The organism is Bariatricus massiliensis (assembly GCF_900086725.1).
GTDB classification, from domain to species: domain Bacteria; phylum Bacillota; class Clostridia; order Lachnospirales; family Lachnospiraceae; genus Allocoprococcus; species Allocoprococcus massiliensis.
Genome location: NZ_LT574835.1, coordinates 256,560 through 274,842, shown reverse-complemented (window position 1 = coordinate 274,842; position 18,283 = coordinate 256,560). Strand labels below are relative to the sequence as shown.

The 18,283-nt window shown below is 43.8% G+C and carries 18 protein-coding genes, 8 tRNA genes and 1 other annotated feature; of the genes, 23 read left to right on the top strand and 3 right to left on the bottom strand.

Going from position 1 to position 18,283, the window contains the following annotated elements; all coding sequences use genetic code 11:
- Nucleotides 1–2,261 (top strand) — a sequence feature (most likely nonfunctional fraction of RNA operon).
- From BN6465_RS20895 to BN6465_RS01650, 17 genes are all read left to right on the top strand, one after another.
- Nucleotides 1,501–1,770, top strand: coding sequence for a hypothetical protein (locus tag BN6465_RS20895; RefSeq protein WP_199882777.1), 270 nt, complete (start codon nt 1,501–1,503; stop codon nt 1,768–1,770). It overlaps the preceding feature by 270 nt.
- Nucleotides 2,262–2,381: 120 nt before the next feature.
- Nucleotides 2,382–2,453: transfer RNA gene (locus BN6465_RS01720), tRNA-Asn, on the top strand.
- Between the two features lie 140 nt (nt 2,454–2,593).
- Complete coding sequence (locus BN6465_RS01715) at nt 2,594–3,343, top strand: M23 family metallopeptidase (protein WP_066731088.1); 750 nt, start codon at nt 2,594–2,596, stop codon at nt 3,341–3,343.
- 139 nt (nt 3,344–3,482) lie between these two features.
- Complete coding sequence (locus BN6465_RS01710) at nt 3,483–4,835, top strand: FAD-dependent oxidoreductase (protein WP_066731086.1); 1,353 nt, start codon at nt 3,483–3,485, stop codon at nt 4,833–4,835.
- Nucleotides 4,832–5,773 carry a hypothetical protein gene (locus BN6465_RS01705; RefSeq protein ID WP_066731084.1) on the top strand — a complete coding sequence of 314 codons (942 nt, stop codon included), beginning with the start codon at nt 4,832–4,834 and terminating at the stop codon, nt 5,771–5,773. The genes BN6465_RS01710 and BN6465_RS01705 overlap by 4 nt, the downstream gene beginning before the upstream one ends.
- 55 nt (nt 5,774–5,828) lie before the next feature.
- A tRNA-Glu gene (locus BN6465_RS01700) sits at nt 5,829–5,900 on the top strand.
- Nucleotides 5,901–5,961: 61 nt separating this feature from the next.
- A tRNA-Thr gene (locus tag BN6465_RS01695) sits at nt 5,962–6,034 on the top strand.
- A 29-nt stretch (nt 6,035–6,063) separates the two neighbouring features.
- A tRNA-Ile gene (locus BN6465_RS01690) sits at nt 6,064–6,137 on the top strand.
- A gap of 21 nt (nt 6,138–6,158) precedes the next feature.
- A tRNA-Asp gene (locus BN6465_RS01685) sits at nt 6,159–6,232 on the top strand.
- Between the two features lie 36 nt (nt 6,233–6,268).
- Nucleotides 6,269–6,341, top strand: a tRNA-Val gene (locus tag BN6465_RS01680).
- A gap of 112 nt (nt 6,342–6,453) precedes the next feature.
- Nucleotides 6,454–6,539 (top strand) — tRNA-Leu (locus BN6465_RS01675).
- A gap of 252 nt (nt 6,540–6,791) precedes the next feature.
- On the top strand, nt 6,792–7,019 hold the full coding sequence (locus BN6465_RS01670; protein WP_066731125.1) for an oxaloacetate decarboxylase: 228 nt from the start codon (nt 6,792–6,794) through the stop codon (nt 7,017–7,019).
- A 339-nt stretch (nt 7,020–7,358) separates the two neighbouring features.
- Nucleotides 7,359–7,811 carry a WapI family immunity protein gene (locus BN6465_RS01665; protein WP_066731082.1) on the top strand — a complete coding sequence of 151 codons (453 nt, stop codon included), beginning with the start codon at nt 7,359–7,361 and terminating at the stop codon, nt 7,809–7,811.
- Between the two features lie 63 nt (nt 7,812–7,874).
- Nucleotides 7,875–8,372, top strand: coding sequence for a DUF3795 domain-containing protein (locus BN6465_RS20615; RefSeq protein WP_154670173.1), 498 nt, complete (start codon nt 7,875–7,877; stop codon nt 8,370–8,372).
- A gap of 172 nt (nt 8,373–8,544) precedes the next feature.
- A complete protein-coding gene (locus tag BN6465_RS01660) occupies nt 8,545–9,213 on the top strand; it encodes a VanZ family protein (protein WP_066731080.1) in 669 nt (222 codons plus the stop codon).
- Between the two features lie 134 nt (nt 9,214–9,347).
- Nucleotides 9,348–10,097 carry a class I SAM-dependent methyltransferase gene (locus tag BN6465_RS01655; protein WP_066731078.1) on the top strand — a complete coding sequence of 250 codons (750 nt, stop codon included), beginning with the start codon at nt 9,348–9,350 and terminating at the stop codon, nt 10,095–10,097.
- Between the two features lie 52 nt (nt 10,098–10,149).
- A complete protein-coding gene (locus BN6465_RS01650; protein ID WP_227183628.1) occupies nt 10,150–11,088 on the top strand; it encodes a polysaccharide deacetylase family protein in 939 nt (312 codons plus the stop codon).
- Between the two features lie 64 nt (nt 11,089–11,152).
- Here the strand turns inward: BN6465_RS01650 and BN6465_RS01645 are convergent.
- Both BN6465_RS01645 and BN6465_RS01640 read right to left on the bottom strand, forming a co-directional pair.
- Nucleotides 11,153–11,240: transfer RNA gene (locus BN6465_RS01645), tRNA-Ser, on the bottom strand.
- Between the two features lie 29 nt (nt 11,241–11,269).
- Nucleotides 11,270–12,145, bottom strand: a complete 876-nt coding sequence (locus tag BN6465_RS01640) for a DUF4352 domain-containing protein (RefSeq protein ID WP_082891558.1) — start codon at nt 12,143–12,145, stop codon at nt 11,270–11,272.
- 181 nt (nt 12,146–12,326) lie between these two features.
- Here BN6465_RS01640 and BN6465_RS01635 point away from each other — a divergent pair, with 181 nt between their 5' ends.
- On the top strand, nt 12,327–13,346 hold the full coding sequence (locus BN6465_RS01635; protein ID WP_066731077.1) for an alpha-hydroxy-acid oxidizing protein: 1,020 nt from the start codon (nt 12,327–12,329) through the stop codon (nt 13,344–13,346).
- Nucleotides 13,347–13,392: 46 nt separating this feature from the next.
- A complete protein-coding gene (locus tag BN6465_RS01630) occupies nt 13,393–14,424 on the top strand; it encodes a 3-deoxy-7-phosphoheptulonate synthase (RefSeq protein WP_066731076.1) in 1,032 nt (343 codons plus the stop codon).
- 52 nt (nt 14,425–14,476) lie between these two features.
- Here BN6465_RS01630 and BN6465_RS01625 read toward each other — a convergent pair whose 3' ends face one another.
- Nucleotides 14,477–15,073: an HAD family hydrolase gene (locus BN6465_RS01625; RefSeq protein ID WP_066731075.1), complete on the bottom strand. Its 597-nt coding sequence runs from the start codon at nt 15,071–15,073 to the stop codon at nt 14,477–14,479.
- A 202-nt stretch (nt 15,074–15,275) separates the two neighbouring features.
- Between BN6465_RS01625 and BN6465_RS01620 the strand changes: the two genes are divergently transcribed.
- From BN6465_RS01620 to BN6465_RS01605, 4 genes are all read left to right on the top strand, one after another.
- Complete coding sequence (locus tag BN6465_RS01620) at nt 15,276–15,560, top strand: DUF2325 domain-containing protein (protein WP_066731074.1); 285 nt, start codon at nt 15,276–15,278, stop codon at nt 15,558–15,560.
- Nucleotides 15,561–15,689: 129 nt separating this feature from the next.
- Nucleotides 15,690–16,466: a ZIP family metal transporter gene (locus tag BN6465_RS01615; RefSeq protein ID WP_066731072.1), complete on the top strand. Its 777-nt coding sequence runs from the start codon at nt 15,690–15,692 to the stop codon at nt 16,464–16,466.
- Nucleotides 16,467–16,626: 160 nt separating this feature from the next.
- Nucleotides 16,627–17,352: an ABC transporter ATP-binding protein gene (locus BN6465_RS01610; RefSeq protein ID WP_066731070.1), complete on the top strand. Its 726-nt coding sequence runs from the start codon at nt 16,627–16,629 to the stop codon at nt 17,350–17,352.
- 2 nt (nt 17,353–17,354) lie between these two features.
- Nucleotides 17,355–18,272 carry a SufB/SufD family protein gene (locus tag BN6465_RS01605; RefSeq protein ID WP_066731069.1) on the top strand — a complete coding sequence of 306 codons (918 nt, stop codon included), beginning with the start codon at nt 17,355–17,357 and terminating at the stop codon, nt 18,270–18,272.
- Nucleotides 18,273–18,283: the final 11 nt, after the last annotated feature.

Genomic DNA, 18,283 nt, shown 5'->3' with positions numbered 1-18,283 from the left:
GTCACGAGTTCGAATCTCGTATTCTCCATTTCCGGTGGCGATGCGGTCAGGGGCAACACCCGTTCCCATCCCGAACACGATGGTTAAGACCTGACCGGCCGATGGTACTGCACTGGAGACGGTGTGGGAGAGCAGGTGGCCGCCGGATTTAAAAAATAAGAACTGGCCTTTACCAGTGATCAGAGATTGAAAAAACTTTTGATTTCTGATGACTGATAAACCTCAGTCAAGATGTGACCTTTGCACCTCAAGAACAAGTTCTTTCGGTCATGGCATTACATGCCAATACATAAGAAAGCAATTTTGCTTGNCAAACTCCGAATGCCGGAAAGATAGTCATGGGAGTCAGACTACACGAGATAAGTTGGGTAGTCGAAAGGGAAAGAGCCCAGACCTGCAGCTAAGGTCCCAAAATGTGTGTTAAGTGGAAAAGGATGTGGGATTTCAAAGACAACTAGGATGTTGGCTCAGAAGCAGCCATCCATTAAAAGAGTGCGTAATAGCTCACTAGTCGAGAGGTCCTGCGCCGAAAATGTCCGGGGCTGAAACACACTACCGAAGCTCAGGAATTACGAATGTAATTGGTAGAGGAGCATTCTTAGAGGGAGGAAGCAGTACCGTAAGGAGCTGTGGACTTCTAAGAAGAGAGAATGCCGGAATGAGTAGCGAGAGGAAGGTGGGAATCCTTCCGGCCGAATACCCAAGGTTTCCAGAGTAAAGCTGATCTGCTCTGGGTAAGTCGGGGCCTAAGGCGAGGTCGAAAGACGTAGCCGATGGACAACAGGTTGAAATTCCTGTACTGCAGTATGACAGAACTGTGGGGACGCAGAGGGAGAGCACAACCCGGGAATGGGATCCCGGGGCAAGCGGGGTAGGAGTGAAATTGGCAAATCCGTTTCACAATCCGAAGACGTGACGCGTACCGAACTATAAGTAGGGAAGTGTGTGAGCCAGCTGCCAAGAAAAGCCGCTATCGTTCATACTGTACCCGTACCGTAAACCGACACAGGTAGGTGAGGAGAGAATCCTAAGGCCGACGGGAGAAGCATTGTTAAGGAACTCGGCAAAATGACTCCGTAACTTCGGGAGAAGGAGTGCCAGCGAGAGCTGGCCGCAGAGAATTGGCCCAAGCAACTGTTTAGCAAAAACACAGGTCTATGCAAAACCGAAAGGTGAGGTATATGGGCTGACGCCTGCCCGGTGCTGGAAGGTTAAGGGGAGAGGTTAAGGACTCGTCCTGAAGCTTTGAACTTAAGCCCCAGTAAACGGCGGCCGTAACTATAACGGTCCTAAGGTAGCGAAATTCCTTGTCGGGTAAGTTCCGACCCGCACGAAAGGCGTAATGATTTGGGCACTGTCTCGACAATGCACCCGGTGAAATTGAAATACCAGTGAAGATGCTGGTTACCTGCGCCAGGACGGAAAGACCCCATGGAGCTTTACTCCAGCTTGATACTGGGATTCGGTATTGTATGTACAGGATAGGTGGGAGGCTAAGAAGTGGTGACGCCAGTCGCCATGGAGCCGCTGTTGGGATACCACCCTTGCAGTACTGGATTTCTAACCAGCAGCCGTGACCCGGCTGGGGGACAATGTCAGGTGGGGAGTTTGACTGGGGCGGTCGCCTCCGAAAGGGTATCGGAGGCGCTCAAAGGTCCTCTCAGAATGGTCGGAAACCATTCGCAGAGTGCAAAGGCAAAAGAGGGCTTGACTGCGACACCGACGGGTGGAGCAGGTACGAAAGTAGGACTTAGTGATCCGGTGGTATAAAGTGGGATTGCCATCGCTCAACGGATAAAAGCTACCCTGGGGATAACAGGCTTATCACTCCCAAGAGTTCACATCGACGGAGTGGTTTGGCACCTCGATGTCGGCTCATCGCATCCTGGGGCTGAAGTAGGTCCCAAGGGTTGGGCTGTTCGCCCATTAAAGCGGTACGCGAGCTGGGTTCAGAACGTCGTGAGACAGTTCGGTCCCTATCCGGCGTGGGCGTAGGATATTTGAGAGGAGCTGACCTTAGTACGAGAGGACCGGGTTGGACTGGCCGCTGGTGTATCTGTTGTTCTACCAAGAGCATGGCAGAGTAGCCAAGCCGGGAAGGGATAAACGCTGAAGGCATCTAAGCGTGAAGCCCCCCTCAAGATGAGATATCCCTACGAAAGTAGTAAGACCCCTTGAAGACGACAAGGTAGATAGGGCAGAGGTGGAAGTGCAGCAATGTACGGAGCTGACTGTCACTAATCGGTCGAGGGCATAACCAAGAGGTAGGAAGGGAAAAATGGATGGAATGATTAGGTTTGTATGCGGTTTTGAAGGTACATGGAAAAAGTAGAAGAAGATACTTGTAAAATCAGAAAAAATGTATATAATATAAGAAGTGATCCTCGATAGCTCAGTGGTAGAGCATTCGGCTGTTAACCGAAGGGTCGTTGGTTCGAACCCAACTCGGGGAGCTGAGAGAAAGCCTGCAAACTTGATAGTTTGTAGGTTTTTTTGTTTTTCCGGAATACTATGAAATACTTTACATTTATATTTTTAAGTATGTTATAATCAGATAAATTAGTGTCTAAATAGTACGAAGGAGTAATCGCATATGAATATAAGGTTTCTGGGGCAGATTGTATTACAGGTAATTGGTTTGGTCTATGCAACAATCAAATCCGGTAAGAAGGATATTGATAATATTAGCAGCTATATACCCGAAGTAGAGTATACACTGCCTTTCGATGGGGAATGGTACACGGCAAATGGAGGTGTTACAAAGAATACATCCCATTCGTGGGAGATTCTTCCTCAGCGTTTTGCCTATGATTTCTTTATTGTGGATGAAGAAGGGAAGAGTTACAGCGGCGATAAAGATGATTTGTGCAATTATTATTGTTATGGAAAAAACATTCTTGCTCCTGCAGACGGTGTAGTTGTTTCGATTAAAAATCATTTTCCAGACTGTCGTATTATGAGTGATGGGCAGCCGGATCCCAATACGCCGGATATTGGTGGCAACCGTATTATCATAAAGCATTCTCCAAATGAATATAGTACTATTTGTCATCTTAAGCCAGAGCGTATATCTGTAAGGAAAGGACAGATGGTAAAAAGGGGGGACATCATTGCCAAATGTGGAAATTCAGGTAATACAACAGAGCCTCACATTCATTTTCAGGTGCAAAGCAGCGCTGGCTTTTATTCCAGCCTCGGTCTCCCAATCCTGTTTACAAATATAGAAAAAAGGATATACGAAAATTACCATATGGTTGATACGCGTCCGTTTCCAGAAAAAGAGGATATAAAGGAAGGGTATATCTATCGGGGGTTATTGGTAAAGAACTATAGAGAAGAATAAGCTGGCTGGTTTCCTGAAAACGGAAATCAGCCGGCTTTTTTCTATTCTCCTGCAGTATTTGGAATAAAATTCAATATTTGCAGCATGCTATATATATTAAGCCAATATCGGGCTGACAAGGTGGAGCGGAGGTTGGAATATGGACAGGACATCAGTATGGAGAAAAGATACGTCCATTGCAAAGTGCAAGGAGCTTGACGCAGATTTGAAGACGGATACTGCTATCATTGGAGGGGGAATGGCAGGAATTTTGACTGCATATTTGTTGAAGGAAGAAGGGATAAACTGTGTTGTTCTGGAAGAGGGCAGAATCGGCTGCGGGCAGACGGAAAACACAACGGCAAAAGTTACTTCTCAGCATAACTGTATTTATGATACGCTAATACAAGAAAGAGGACAGCGTATTGCGAAACAATATGCGGATGCCAATCAGAGCGCTATCCAGCAATACCGTGCGCTGATACAGAAGTTGAATATTCATTGTGATTGGAGCGAATGTGATGCCTGCCTATATACGAAGGAACAGGCAGAAATATTGAAAAGGGAAGGCAGGGCAGCTGAAAGTCTCGGGATTCCGACAAGATTTTCTGAATATACAGAACTGCCCTTCCCAGTCAGCGGGGCACTATATTTTGAGGGACAGGCCAGATTTCACCCGCTGAAATTCTTGCAGGCTTTATCAGCCGAAATAAATGTCTATGAAAATACAAAGGTGATAAAGCTGGACGGTAATCTATTGTTGACCAACAGAGGAAATATAGAAGCAAAAAAAGTGATTTTTGCCAGTCATTATCCCTTTGTCAATGTTCCGGGGTATTATTTTCTCAAGATGCATCAAGAACGCAGCTATGTCATTGCCGTGAAGGGGGCTGGGAGAGTTCAAAATATGTATCTTGGTATTGACGAGGACGGCCTTTCTGTGAGGCCTTACGAGGATATGCTTTTCATAGGAGGCGGAGGGCACCGTACAGGAGAAAACATAAAAGGTGGCCAATACAGGCGGCTGTACCGTGCGGCACAACGTTATTGGGATGGATGTAAAATGACAGCCTGCTGGTCTGCGCAAGACTGTATGACTTTAGATAAGGTACCATATATAGGAAGGTACGCACAATCTAAAAGCCACTGGTATGTAGCGACCGGTTTTGGAAAATGGGGAATGACATCCTCCATGGTGTCAGCAATGATTCTGACCGACATGATTTGTGGGCGAAATAACCCTTGGCAGGAGGTGTTTTCGCCTCAAAGAAAGAAGATAAAGCAGATGGGGGCATTGGCGAATGAAGGAGGACATGCAGTGAGGGGACTGAGTGGATTGAAGCCTGAAGCTGCAGGCGAGCTTAGATGTACACATCTCGGATGCCGCCTGACGTGGAATCCAGAGGAAGAGAGCTATGACTGTCCATGCCATGGCTCGAGATTCGATAAAAACGGTAACAAGATTGACGGCCCTGCACAGTGCGGCCTTGGAGAAAAAAGGAGAAAAAAGTGAGACAGTTTCAGAGCAAAAAGGTAAAATATCCATACTTTGAAGGCTGGTATTTCAAGCATCAGTGTGGAAATAATACGCTTGCATTTATTCCGGCCCTGCACACAGATAAAAAGGGAAGATGCTCGGCTTCTGTACAAGTAATAACAGATAAAGGGGCTTGGTATTTTCCTTTTCATGCAGACAGTTTTGAGGTGGATAGAGAAAGGTTCTGCGTTAAGATTGGAGCAAATAGCTTTTCCAAGAAGGGAATAAATATCAATTTGGAAAATGAGGAGGTATCCATTTCCGGGGAAATAAGCTATGGATGTTTTGAAGAAATTCATGGTGATATTATGGGGCCGTTTTGCTGGGTTCCGTTTATGCAGTGCAGGCATAGTGTGCTGAGTATGTATCACAGGACGGCGGGCGCACTCTATATAAATGACAAAAGGCTTCCGATGGACGGTGTAGGATATATTGAGGGAGACAGAGGATGCTCTTTTCCCAAACGTTATTTATGGACACAATCAATCCTAAATGAGAGCAGAGGAGACAGTATTATGCTGTCTGTAGCAGATATTCCTTTGTGGGGCGTCCACTTCCGTGGCTGTATTTGTTCCATTTATTATAAAAGGAAGGAGTATAGGCTGGCTACCTACAAGGGGTGCCGTATTTTAAAGTATGGGGCAGGAAAAGTTTTAGTAAAGCAGGGGAAATATTTATTGTGCGTTACGAATAAAAAGAATGGCGGGCACCCCTATTCGCTGCATGCGCCCGACAGCGGTCAAATGACACGGATGATAAAGGAAAACCCGTCATGCACGATGCGGTATCAGTTTTGGCGTGGAAAGGAAAAATTATTTGACGTCACAAGTTGTAATGCATCTTTTGAGAAGGTGTGTTGTACGGAGAAAAAAATTGCTGAAAATTCTAAAAAAGTGTTGCAAAAACAGCATTAATATGTTATTATAATTTTCGGTCACTGTTGAAGACAAGCTGGCCGAAAAGTTATAAGGCTCCTTGGTCAAGCGGTTAAGACATCGCCCTTTCACGGCGGTAACACGGGTTCGATTCCCGTAGGAGTCATTTGTCTAGTATGCCAGATTTCTGCAGTATCTTCTAATAAAATATACGGCAGAATGAATGTGCCGATGTGGCTCAATTGGCAGAGCAGCTGATTTGTAATCAGCAGGTTATCGGTTCGAGTCCGATCATCGGCTTTGTTCCGGTTATGGAACATATTGAGTGTGGACCTTTAGCTCAGCTGGTTAGAGCAATCGGCTCATAACCGATCGGTCCCGGGTTCGAGTCCCTGAAGGTCCACTCATTTTAAAAAGTTTATATGGCCCGATGGCTCAGTTGGTTAGAGCGCCGCCCTGTCACGGCGGAGGTCGTGGGTTCGAGTCCCATTCGGGTCGCTGACATTGAAGGTTCAATGTCTCACAGTTAAATATGGGATCATAGCTCAGCTGGGAGAGCATCTGCCTTACAAGCAGAGGGTCATAGGTTCGAGCCCTATTGGTCCCATTTGCAGCAAGTAATTGTTGCAAACCTGATAATTGTATAAGCTGCAAATGTGACGCTGTGCTTCAGCACAGATGCACACAGTCCTGTTGGGACTGGCGCAAAACATTTATCTGCCGCAGTGGCGGAACTGGCAGACGCCCAGGACTTAAAATCCTGTGGGATTAACTTCCCGTACCGGTTCGATTCCGGTCTGCGGCATTAATTAAAAGTGAGAGAAACGCTGTAAAATCAACGTTTCTCTCACTTTTTTGCTTTAAATGTTTGAACACCTTTGAACACTTTATGAAATGCCAAGTTGTTGAAAAGCGAGTATGTCATTTTCCCCTTTACCTCAGATACAAGGCATGCAGAGATAAGAAAGTCACGCATACCTTTTTTATTGCAAATTATATAATATGGAAGTATACTATAAATAGCAAACTAAACGAATTTCAATTTGAGGTGATGATAATGGAAAAAAAGTTGGGAATCATAACAGGAATTTTGGGGATTGCTCTTGTTGCTATTGGAGGTGTTCTTAATCAGAAAGCAAATCCAGTACTATCTGTTATAGGAGGGGCCGATGGTCCAACTTCTGTTTTTATAGCAGGTAGGTTAAATGTAGATGTATATATTATTGTAATTGGAATTATTTTAGTGGCTATAGGTGGGATTGTTTTGTATAAGCATAAACATTAGTTCTCCAGTGTTTCCAGCAAAGGCAGCTAAACCATTGTAGAAGCTGATTTTATGACTGGAATAATAAGGAACTTCTGCTTCTTTACAATAATGTGAAGTTGGCGAGTTGATTATTTATGTAAGAGAATAATGGTATGTCAATGTACTGCATGAGACAGATAAAAAGGTGGGTATCTAGTGGACTTTAAATTCACAGATACCTTTTTCTTTGATTGCGTCTCTTATAAAGCTGAATTATAATGTGAGTAGTGAGGCTTAGACAAATTAGAGTAGAGGCTATTGATAAGCTTGCTAACTCTTAGTTTATCGAGTCGAAAATGAATAGTTGTAGGAGAAGAAATGGAATTATTTAGTCTAAACGGGTATAACGGTGAACATATTTCATTGACATTAAAAGAAGTTTTAGGATTTCCCGATAAAACTTGTTATGAAGGAGGATATGATATTGTTTGCACTTTAGAAATTGTTGTAGGTTGTTATCATGTACAATGTGATAAATATTATTCTGCAACAGGAGCCTTGTATCGTTTTGCGGATGAATTAAAACGATGTTATGATAGTTTGGAGGGTAGTGCAAAATATACACTTTTATTAGAGAATGATTTGGTTTTTGAGGTTACAATGACCGGATGTGGTCATGCTGTTGTTGCTGGAACCTTCCAAGAACGTCCGGATTTAGGAAATATATTTACTTTTGAAATGAAAACAGATCAATCATGTTTTCGTTCGGTCATTCAAGATATTGAAAGAATAAAGAGGGAATATGGCGGAATGAGAGGGATTAATCAGTAAAAGACTATAGCCTTGCTGGGATTAAATCATCATAGGTTATAAGAAATGAAAGAGGTGCTATTTTTGAAAGATATACCTTATGGTTTCTGTGGAATGCCATGTGCTTTATGTCCTTATTATCATACGAAAGGAATAAGCCGATGTAAAGGTTGTTCACATGATGGCTTTTTTAATGGGGCTTGCAATATTTATAAATGTTGTAAAAGTAAAGATTTATTACATTGTGCCATATGTGCGGAATACCCATGTAAAAAGTGTACCTCATTAAAAGAATTTAATTGCTTGGATACAGGTAGTGTGTGGCTAAGAACAGTATCAACAATACAATCCAGTACTTTTGAGAATTGGTATACTGAATATCAAAGAAGAACAGAACTTCTTGATTTGGCTTTAGAGCAATATAATAATGGAAGAATGAAGCGTTACTTATGTGAATTGTTTATTAACAATGATATTGAAAAATTAGAACTTATTATGAAACATGCATCATCACTTACAGGTAATAAAAGAGAATTATCTCTTAAATTCAGAGAATTAGTCATAACTATTTTAGAGAAGTAGATCTTAATCTGCAGCATTCTTTAAAAGTAGAGGAAAAGTTGAATTTACAGCGTTTCCTCTATTTTTTTGTCTTATCATATTCAAAAATTTTTAAGGATTTTAATAGGAGGATATTAAGAGGTGTCTGATATTGTGTTTACAGAGCGATTAAATGGTTGTGAGGAGGCTTTATATGGGTGTTGTATCAAGTAGTCAATCAAGTACCGAAATTCAAATCGGGTTATTTGAATCTATCATAGACTTACTATTGATTGAGCCTTTTCTTTTGTTGGGGATTGTCTTAATCTGCGTTTTGTTGATTGTGATTTTTAGAAAGGACAGCAGTATTCCTAAAGTTAAAACGTCTATCTTGTCATTGGCATTTTATTACTATTTATGCATCATGCTTACACATATTGTAGGTATTCCCACTCTTAGTGAATTTGTAAGGCTGTCACGGTTAGGCGAAGCTTTCTTCAATCCCAATATTAATGTTATTCCGTTAAGCGATGGAATGGGTTTGGGTTTTATTTTGAACATTTTCCTTTTTATCCCGTTAGGATTTTTGTGCCCGCTTATGAGCAAGACTTTGGAACGTGCGGGGAATACATTTTTTATTGGTTTGGGGCTATCCCTCTTCATCGAAATCGTTCAGTTATTCACATTGTACAGGGCAACAGATATAGATGACTTAATTACAAATGTAATTGGGACCATGATAGGCTATCTTTGTTTTAGACTGATTGCAAAGCTGCGAATTGTAAAACTACATTCCAGCCTAAAAGCAGTAGAACGTGATTATACGGTATATATACCTATCGCTATTATAATAGTCGCGTTTATTTTAGGTTTTTTCAGCTAGAACCATAAATATTTCTGATGTATTATAAGGTGGAAATATGAATGGCGGGATTTCATTGTATAAGTCATGAAGTTCAGCTATACTAGAGATAGGGAAATTAATGGATACTTGTAAAAGAGGAGACTAATAAAATTATGGATAACTATCAGGATATAAATAAAGAAACAATAGACAGATGGGTGGAAGAAGGCTGGGAATGGGGAATTCCGATCACGCATGAGGTATATGAGGAGGCTAGAAAAGGGAGATGGAATGTGCTGTTAACGCCGACCCGTAATGTTCCCCACGAATGGCTGGGGGAATTAGAGGGTAAAAAAGTTCTTGGGCTTGCTTCAGGCGGCGGACAACAAATGCCTATCTTCAATGCTTTAGGTGCAGAGTGCACCGTGTTGGATTATTCTCCTAAACAAATTGCCTCAGAATTGTATGTGGCTGAAAGAGAAAATTATCAAATTCATGCCATTGAGGGGGATATGACAAAAACGTTACCCTTTGAAGATGAAACATTCGATATTATTTTTCATCCTGTTTCCAATTGTTATGTAAAAGATGTCCAGCATGTTTTTCGCGAAGCATATAGGGTTCTTAAGAAAGGCGGGGTTCTCTTGTCCGGTTTAGATAACGGAATTAATTATATAGTGGACGGAGAAGAAAAAGAGATCGTATGGAAAATGCCATTTGACCCTTTGACAGATGATAAGGCGAAGCAATTTGTGATAGAGGCGGACTGTGGTATGCAGTTTTCTCACACTCTTGAGGAGCAGATCGGTGCACAGCTAAAGGCAGGATTTACATTGCTGGATTTGTATGAAGATACGAATGGGGAAGGACGGCTTCATGAGCTGAATATTAAAACATATATAGCGACTAAAGCACGAAAATAATGTGCATTTAATTCATCTGGATACCATTGACTTTCATCAGGGGAAACACCATTTGAAAGTAGATTTGGAGGAGCATATGGCACAAAGGAGAAGGAAGCGTATCGGTGGGAAAATTGTTGTTACTGTGGCAGTTTTTATTTTAGCGGGAACTGCAATTTTTACGGGATATCGTATGCTTGGTAAAAAGAGTCCGAAATCAGACAAGAAAAATACAAGTTCATCGGATAAAAAGAGAGAGATACCGGCTATCAACACCAACGTTAGTGTCCGGGACCGCATCGCCGAAAAGGAAGCGAGAAAAAAGCAGAATAATCGTGAAGATTTTGCGGTTCAGCCGGGGGATGTTCCGGGGGTTCAGGAACAGACGCAGGAGAAAGTGGTCTATCTGACATTGGATGACGGTCCGTCACCCAACACACAGGCGGTGCTGGATATTCTTGATAAATATCAGGTCAAGGCCACCTTTTTTGTGACCAACGGAATGCCTGAATACAGTTATATGATTAAAGAGGCTTATGACAGAGGCCATACAATTGGCCTTCACACATACAGCCATGATTATGCGGTTGTCTACGCGTCTCAGGATGCCTATTTTAAAGATTTGGAGGCGATTGGGGAGGTCGTGAAGGGGCAGATAGGATACGTCCCCTGCTTTATACGTTTTCCGGGAGGTTCATCAAATACCGTATCAAGGAAATATACTTCAGGCATCATGACAGCTCTGGCGCAGGAAGTACAGAACAGGGGATACCAATACTACGATTGGAATGCAAGCTCCGGTGACGGGGGAGTGCTGTCCACAGAGGAGCTGGTGAATAATGCGACAAGTTTTAACGAAAATAATATCATACTGCTCTCCCATGATTCGGCGGCAAAGCAGACGACGGTGGAAGCCCTGCCCAGAATCATAGAGCATTATCAATCACTGGGGTATGAGTTCAGGGCTTTGGACAGAGATACATATGTGCCTCATCACGGAATTAACAATTAAAAAGTGCTGAAAAACAGTTCAATGGATTCGAACTGTTTTTCAGCACTTTTTAAAATACGGTGAACGCCGCAGGAGGGATTCGAACCCCCGTGCCCGGTAAAGGGACCAACGGATTTCGAGGCCGTGCCATTCGACCGCTCTGGCACTGCGGCATAATGTGCCCCATATAATTAAGGGGCATTTATTTATTGATAACAAACTTAATGTTGCTGTCGCTCCAAATACTTTCTGAATAGTGTATCTCTATAGTAGTCCAGTCTGCCGGTACTTCCAGACACAGGTAACCGTTCAGCTTCTTTCCGCTCGCGATGCTTCCGTCCATCTGTTGCTTTTCAGAATCGGTGGCAAGGGCTGTAAAGGCATTAGAACTATAATCCAGCTTATAATCGCCGCAATAATTTGTAAAGCTTGCCATGCTGCTCACGGATATCTCGCTGTCAGAATTATTGGTCACTTCCAAATTGACAAAGACAAATATGTTGCCCTCTGCCGGAGCGCCCCAATCATTGCCTGCAGATTCTTCATAGCCTATCAGCTGTATCTGTACGTTCTTATAATCGGCAGTTTCCCCTACGGAATAAGTATCCTTTGCATCTGTGCCGGAATTATCTTTGTCTTTAGGCTGAGTCTCAGTAGTCTTGTCATTTTTTTTCGTGTTGTCTTTTTTTAAATCTATCAGGCCAAGAGCGTTGGCGGCAAATCCCAGCATGATCAAGGCAAGCAGTATCAGCAGGATAACTTTTAAGATTCCGCCTTTCTTCTTGGAACGGTTACTTTTTCGACTCCCTTTCCGTGCTTTTTTGGCTTTGGAAGTCGATCTTGCCCTTGGGCTTGGGCCGCTTTTTACGCTCTTTGGTGTATCATAGTAGTCATAAGAATTGGCGCTATCGGGCTGAGATGTATTATCTGACTGCTCATAGTCTTCATAATCATCGTAGTCGTCCTCGTCCGCAAGAACAGAAGAGGCCGCATACCGTTTTTTACATGTATCACAGAGGTAATAGCCCGGATACTTCTTACTTGGACGAACCTCATTTCCACATTTGGGACATCTCATGTTCTTTAAACTCCTTTAATCTACGCAGTAAAAACGTTACTATCATATTATACCATTTTTATCGAGGAAAACAAGAGGGGAATTATTGTCAGGGAGGAAAGAAAGTGATAAGATAACCTTACGGTAAACAGTAAGACAGGGCAAGGACAGCTGTTTAAATGTAAATATGGAGGATGAAATTATGACATATCAGGAAGTTTTAGAAAACGCAAAAGAATGCATGGGTACATATTGTAAAGCCTGTCCCGTATGTAACGGGAAAGCATGTAGAAACCAGATACCGGGACCGGGAGCCAAAGGGGTTGGGGACACTGCCATCCGTAATTATGAGAAATGGCAGGATATCCGTGTAAATATGGATACTATCTGTGAGAACCGGCCAATTGATGCAAGCTTAGAGCTGTTTGGACAGACTTTTGCCTATCCGTTCTTTGCCGGACCCGTTGGGGCTGTCAACATGCATTACAGTGAAAAATATGACGATATCTCTTATAATCAAGAGCTGGTAAGTGCCTGTGCGGAAGCTGGGATAGCCGCCTTTACAGGAGACGGAGTGAATCCGCTTGTCATGGAAGGAGCGACTGCTGCAATAAAAGAGAGCAAGGGGATGGGGGTACCTACCATCAAGCCTTGGAATTTGGAAACGATTCAGGAAAAATTAGCATTAGCGGCTGAGTCAGGTTCTTTTGCCGTGGCGATGGATGTGGATGCGGCAGGTCTGCCGTTTTTGAAAAATATGACGCCACCGGCGGGGAGCAAGACGGTAGAGGAGCTGGCGGAGGTTGTGCATATGGCAGGAGTTCCGTTTATCGTGAAAGGCGTTATGACAGTAGGAGGCGCTCTTAAGGCGAAAGAAGCAGGAGCGGCGGCTATCGTAGTGTCCAACCATGGCGGGCGCGTGCTTGATCAGTGCCCAGCCACCGCGGAAGTGCTGGAGGAAATAGCAGATGCAGTGGGAGATTCCATGAAGATTTTAGTTGATGGCGGAATACGTTCAGGGACAGATATTTTTAAAGCGCTGGCGCTGGGGGCAGACGGTGTGATTATTGCCAGACCATTTGTGACTGCCATTTATGGCGGGGGAAAGGAAGGAGCGGCGGCCTATATTGAGAAGCTTGGAAGTGAGCTTAAGGATACGATGCAGATGTGCGGCGCCCATACCTTAAAGGATATCACCAGAGACATGGTCCGTTATTGTTAATCTTTGTTTTAGAAAGATAACGTATCATGGGAAGAAGGAGACAACTATGGCAATGACAATCAACAATGAACTGCCGCTTCCGGCAGAGCTGAAAGCGGAATACCCCCTTTCGGAGAAATTACAGAAAATTAAGGTGGCAAGAGATGCTGAAATCAAGGATATTTTCACAGGTAAATCAGACAAATTTGCGGTGATCATCGGCCCGTGCTCTGCGGATAACGAGGATTCGGTGTGTGAATATGTTAATAGGCTGGCGAAATTAAATGAAAAGGTTTCTGACCGTGTAATGTTGATTCCCCGGATTTATACCAATAAACCCCGCACTACGGGGGAGGGGTATAAAGGAATGCTGCATCAGCCTGATCCAGATAAAAAACCAGACCTTCTGGCAGGTATTATCGCTATTCGAAAGATGCATATCAGAGCAATCGAGGAGAGCGGACTGACAGCTGGTGATGAGATGCTGTACCCGGAAAATAGAAGTTACCTCGATGATATCCTTTCCTATGAAGCAATTGGCGCCCGTTCCGTGGAGAATCAGCAGCACCGGCTGACGGCCAGTGGTATGGATATCCCTATTGGCATGAAGAATCCTACCAGCGGAGATTTTTCGGTGATGTTGAATTCCGTGGTGGCAGCTCAAAAGGGGCATCGGTTCATTTACCGGGGATACGATGTGACTACCAATGGGAATGAACTGGCACATGTGATATTGCGGGGAGGTGTAGACAAATACGGGACAAATATTCCCAATTACCATTACGAAGATTTAATCCGGCTCTATCATATGTATAGACAGAAAGACCTGCAGAATCCGGCAGTCGTAATTGATGCGAACCACTCGAACTCAAACAAACAGTTCAAAGAACAGATTCGCATTGTAAGTGAAATTATGCATACGCGGCATTGCAATCCGGATCTAAAAGTGCTGATCAAAGGTGTGATGATCGAAAGCTACCTAAAAGAAGGCAGGCAGGATATTGGGGGCAATATGGAGTATGGGAAGTCTATAACAGATCCGTGCATCGGATGGGAGGATACAGAGAGGCTTGTTTTAAAAATAGCAGAAGACTGCTAGCAGAATAAGATAGTGAGGCAGGTATAGAAGCCTCACTATCTTTTTTGAGCAGTTAGGGCAGGCCGATAGCCCTGCGGACTGCCTGCACATCTCCCGAGAACACGATACCATCCATACCTAGAGATCTGCCGGCCATGATATTGTCGCTCCGGTCGTCGATAAAAAAGCATTCTTCAGGTATGAGACTGTAAGTGTCAAATAAATATCTGTAGAAATCAGGATTCGGTTTGCCCATTTTTAGAGGGGCGGAAAATAGTATACCTGTAAACTTTTTCGTGATTTCATAATAATCTGCTTTGGCGGCAAAGAGGGTGGGGGCGTTGGAGAGAATGTATAAAGGAATGCGTAAATTATGCAGTTCTTCAATCAGGCTCCAAATTTCTTTAATAGGCAGTAAGCAGCGGTACCAGTTATCATAAAAATTCTCTACGGCTTCTGTCAGATGTGAAGGTACTGACTGCATAGCCTGTTCTTTTACTTCCTGATAATCTAGGCTTCCGTAGTCCAATTGGGGCCAAGTGGGTAAGATGGCTTGGGCCATAGTTGGTAAGTCTTTGGCATCCGCGCAGAATTGGCGGAAGATGTAGTCCTCATTGTACTCTGCAATGACGTTTCCAAAATCGAAAATAATATTTTTATAATTTAGCATATGTAATAACCTCCATTATTTGTACAATTTAAGTGTAGCATAGCGGTAAAGGGTTAGGACAGGCTTACTAATGAGAAATTTTCTCTGTTCAGACAGTGGACAAAAACCTAGTAATATAGTAAAGTATTGGTTAGTTAAAACTAACTAAAGATAGCCGCTTTGGGACAGGCGGATGTCCAATTTAATGAACGGAGGTCAAAGTATGAGTGTTGTGATTGTTGGAGGACATGACAGAATGGTCTGTCAATATAAAAAAATATGTAAGCAGTTTCGGTGTAAGGCAAAGGTCTTTACTCATATGTCGGCAGATTTGAATAAGCAGATTGGTTCGCCCGATCTATGCGTGCTGTTCACGAACACGGTATCACATAAAATGATTAAATGTGCGTTAGATGAGGCGAAGCGCAATAACACGAAAGTGGTTCGCTCGCATACGAGCAGCGGCGCGGCCCTTACGGAAATTTTGAGCAAAGAATCAGGAGCCTAAAGTAAGGAAAGAAATATACGTCACCCGTTGCGAAATAGAGTTTCTGGTGTTATACTTTGGGGGATATAACATAAATGGTCTGCCGTATGTGTGAAATTCACGAAGTGGCAGGCGTGTCAGGAGGATTTTATGAGCTTATTTGTCGGGGTGATGATCCCATTTGTGGGCACTACGCTGGGCGCCGCGTGTGTGTTCTTTTTGAAAAATGAAATGAAGCCATTTGTGCAGAAGGCGCTTTTGGGCTTCGCGTCGGGTGTTATGGTGGCGGCTTCTGTGTGGTCGTTGTTGATTCCGTCGATGGATATGGCGGAGGGGATGGGAAAGTTTGCGTTTGTTCCGGCAGCAGTTGGTTTTCTGTTGGGAATCGCATTTCTTCTTTTTATGGACAAGGTGATTCCACATCAGCATCTGGACTGTAATGAACCAGAAGGAATGAAATGCAAAGCTTCGAAGACGAGCATGCTTCTCTTTGCGGTGACGCTTCATAATATACCGGAAGGGATGGCTGTCGGTGTGGCTTTTGCGGGTATGTTGAATGGGAATTCGGGAATTACTATGGCAGGGGCCTTTGCGCTTGCGATTGGAATAGCTATCCAGAATTTTCCGGAGGGGGCTATTATTTCGATGCCGCTGAAGGGGACGGGATTGAGCAGGAAGAAATCCTTTGTGTACGGGACGCTTTCGGGTATTGTAGAGCCGATCGGCGCGTTTCTCACCATACTTTTGGCATCATACATCGAGCCTATGCTTCCCTATCTGCTGGCCTTTGCGGCAGGAGCGATGCTCTACGTAGTAGTGGAGGAATTGATACCGGAATCAGCGGAGGGAGAGCATTCGAACATTGCGACCATAGGATTTGCGGTTGGCTTTGTAATTATGATGGTTCTGGATGTGGCACTGGGCTAATCGATTAATATCCCGCAGGCAATTTTCTGCCTGCGGTTTTTGGTTTCAGCAGGTTATGACTTTTTTTCAGTGCAATCTGACAGAAAGCCGGATTTTTCTTGTAAAAAATGGAAATTATGTTAGGATAAGAACTAGGCATAATATTTGTTGGAGGGAAAAAATGTTAGAGTTGAAGAACGTGTCTTTTGAGGTTCCAGAAGAAGGAATGGAGAAAGAAATTATTAAAAATATCAGCTTTGTAATACCGGAAGGAAAGTTTACTGTTATTACAGGGCCAAACGGGGGAGGCAAGTCCACGCTTGCCAAATTGATTGCGGGCATACAAAAGCCGACTTCCGGACAGATTCTGCTGAATGGACAGGATATAACCGGGCTTGATATTACAGAGAGGGCAAGACGGGGAATCAGCTATGCTTTCCAACAGCCGGTGCGTTTCAAAGGCGTGACCGTGCTGGATTTGATACGCCTCGCAAAAGGAGAAAATATTTCTATAAGCGGAGCCTGTGAATATTTGTCACAGGTCGGGCTGTGTGCAAAGGATTATATCAGCAGAGAAGTGAATGCAAGTCTCTCGGGAGGAGAGCTTAAGCGGATCGAGATAGCCACGGTTCTGGCAAGAGGAACGAAGCTGTCGGTGTTCGATGAGCCGGAGGCTGGAATCGATTTATGGAGCTTTCAGAATCTGATTCAAGTATTTGAGAATATGCACAGGGAAGTGCACGGCTCTATTCTTATCATTTCTCATCAGGAGCGTATCTTGAACATTGCCGATGAAATTCTTGTCATCACCGACGGAGAAGTGACAAGCCATGGCCCCAAAGATGAAATTCTGCCAAAGCTTCTTGGAAGTTCCAGTGCGGTAAATATTTGCGACGGGAGGAAATAAGGATGGATACTATACAGAAAATGCTGCTGGAACAGGTGGCCGATCTTCATGCCATACCGGAGGGGGCATATAATATTCGTACCAATGGGGAAAGTACGGCAAGAAATTCAACAGAGCATATTGAAATCGTATCAAAGTCTGAGGTCTCTGGAATAGATATTAAAATCAAACCGGGGACTAAGAATGAGAGTGTGCACATTCCGGTTGTACTGAGCCAGAGCGGGATGGAAGAAATGGTGTACAATGATTTCTATATCGGGGACGACTGTGATGTGACGATTATCGCCGGGTGCGGTATCCACAATGAAGGAGATTCCGACAGCCGCCATGATGGGATTCATCGGTTTTTTATCGGCAGAAACGCACATGTCAAATATATTGAAAAGCATTATGGAAGTGGTGACGGGCGCGGAGGGCGCATCATGAATCCGCAGACAGAAGTAGAGCTGGGCGAGGGCAGTCTGGCGGAGATGGAGATGGTACAGATAAAGGGAGTGGATTCCACTGTTCGTACTACAAAAGCATCGCTGTCAGAAGGCGCTAAGCTGGTGGTCACGGAGCGATTGATGACGCACGGAGAACAGAAGGCGGAAAGCCAGTTTGATGTGAACTTAGATGGAGAGGACTCCAGTGCAAATATAATATCCCGGGCAGTGGCGAGAGACCGGTCTGTACAGATATTCAAGTCTGTAATCAACGGAAATGCCAAATGCAGCGGTCATACAGAATGCGACGCCATCATTATGGACAACGCAAATATCAGCGCGATACCGGAAATCACAGCAAATAATCCTGACGCGGCCTTGATTCACGAGGCGGCCATCGGAAAAATTGCCGGAGAACAGATAATTAAGCTGATGACGTTAGGCCTCACTGAAAAAGAGGCAGAGGAAGAAATTGTCAATGGATTTTTAAAATAACAAAGTTTACT

Bases quoted from the DNA above. Each gene is read 5' to 3' on its own strand.
- BN6465_RS01620 (WP_066731074.1), top strand. From the start codon at position 15,276: ATGAGTGTTGTGATTGTTGGAGGACATGACAGAATGGTCTGTCAATAT.
- BN6465_RS01655 (WP_066731078.1), top strand. From the start codon at position 9,348: ATGGATAACTATCAGGATATAAATAAAGAAACAATAGACAGATGGGTG.
- BN6465_RS01605 (WP_066731069.1), top strand. From the start codon at position 17,355: ATGGATACTATACAGAAAATGCTGCTGGAACAGGTGGCCGATCTTCAT.
- BN6465_RS01710 (WP_066731086.1), top strand. From the start codon at position 3,483: ATGGACAGGACATCAGTATGGAGAAAAGATACGTCCATTGCAAAGTGC.
- BN6465_RS01610 (WP_066731070.1), top strand. From the start codon at position 16,627: ATGTTAGAGTTGAAGAACGTGTCTTTTGAGGTTCCAGAAGAAGGAATG.
- BN6465_RS01670 (WP_066731125.1), top strand. From the start codon at position 6,792: ATGGAAAAAAAGTTGGGAATCATAACAGGAATTTTGGGGATTGCTCTT.
- BN6465_RS01630 (WP_066731076.1), top strand. From the start codon at position 13,393: ATGGCAATGACAATCAACAATGAACTGCCGCTTCCGGCAGAGCTGAAA.
- BN6465_RS01635 (WP_066731077.1), top strand. From the start codon at position 12,327: ATGACATATCAGGAAGTTTTAGAAAACGCAAAAGAATGCATGGGTACA.
- BN6465_RS01665 (WP_066731082.1), top strand. From the start codon at position 7,359: ATGGAATTATTTAGTCTAAACGGGTATAACGGTGAACATATTTCATTG.
- BN6465_RS01660 (WP_066731080.1), top strand. From the start codon at position 8,545: ATGGGTGTTGTATCAAGTAGTCAATCAAGTACCGAAATTCAAATCGGG.
- BN6465_RS01615 (WP_066731072.1), top strand. From the start codon at position 15,690: ATGAGCTTATTTGTCGGGGTGATGATCCCATTTGTGGGCACTACGCTG.
- BN6465_RS01625 (WP_066731075.1), bottom strand. From the start codon at position 15,073: ATGCTAAATTATAAAAATATTATTTTCGATTTTGGAAACGTCATTGCA.
- BN6465_RS01640 (WP_082891558.1), bottom strand. From the start codon at position 12,145: ATGAGATGTCCCAAATGTGGAAATGAGGTTCGTCCAAGTAAGAAGTAT.
- BN6465_RS01715 (WP_066731088.1), top strand. From the start codon at position 2,594: ATGAATATAAGGTTTCTGGGGCAGATTGTATTACAGGTAATTGGTTTG.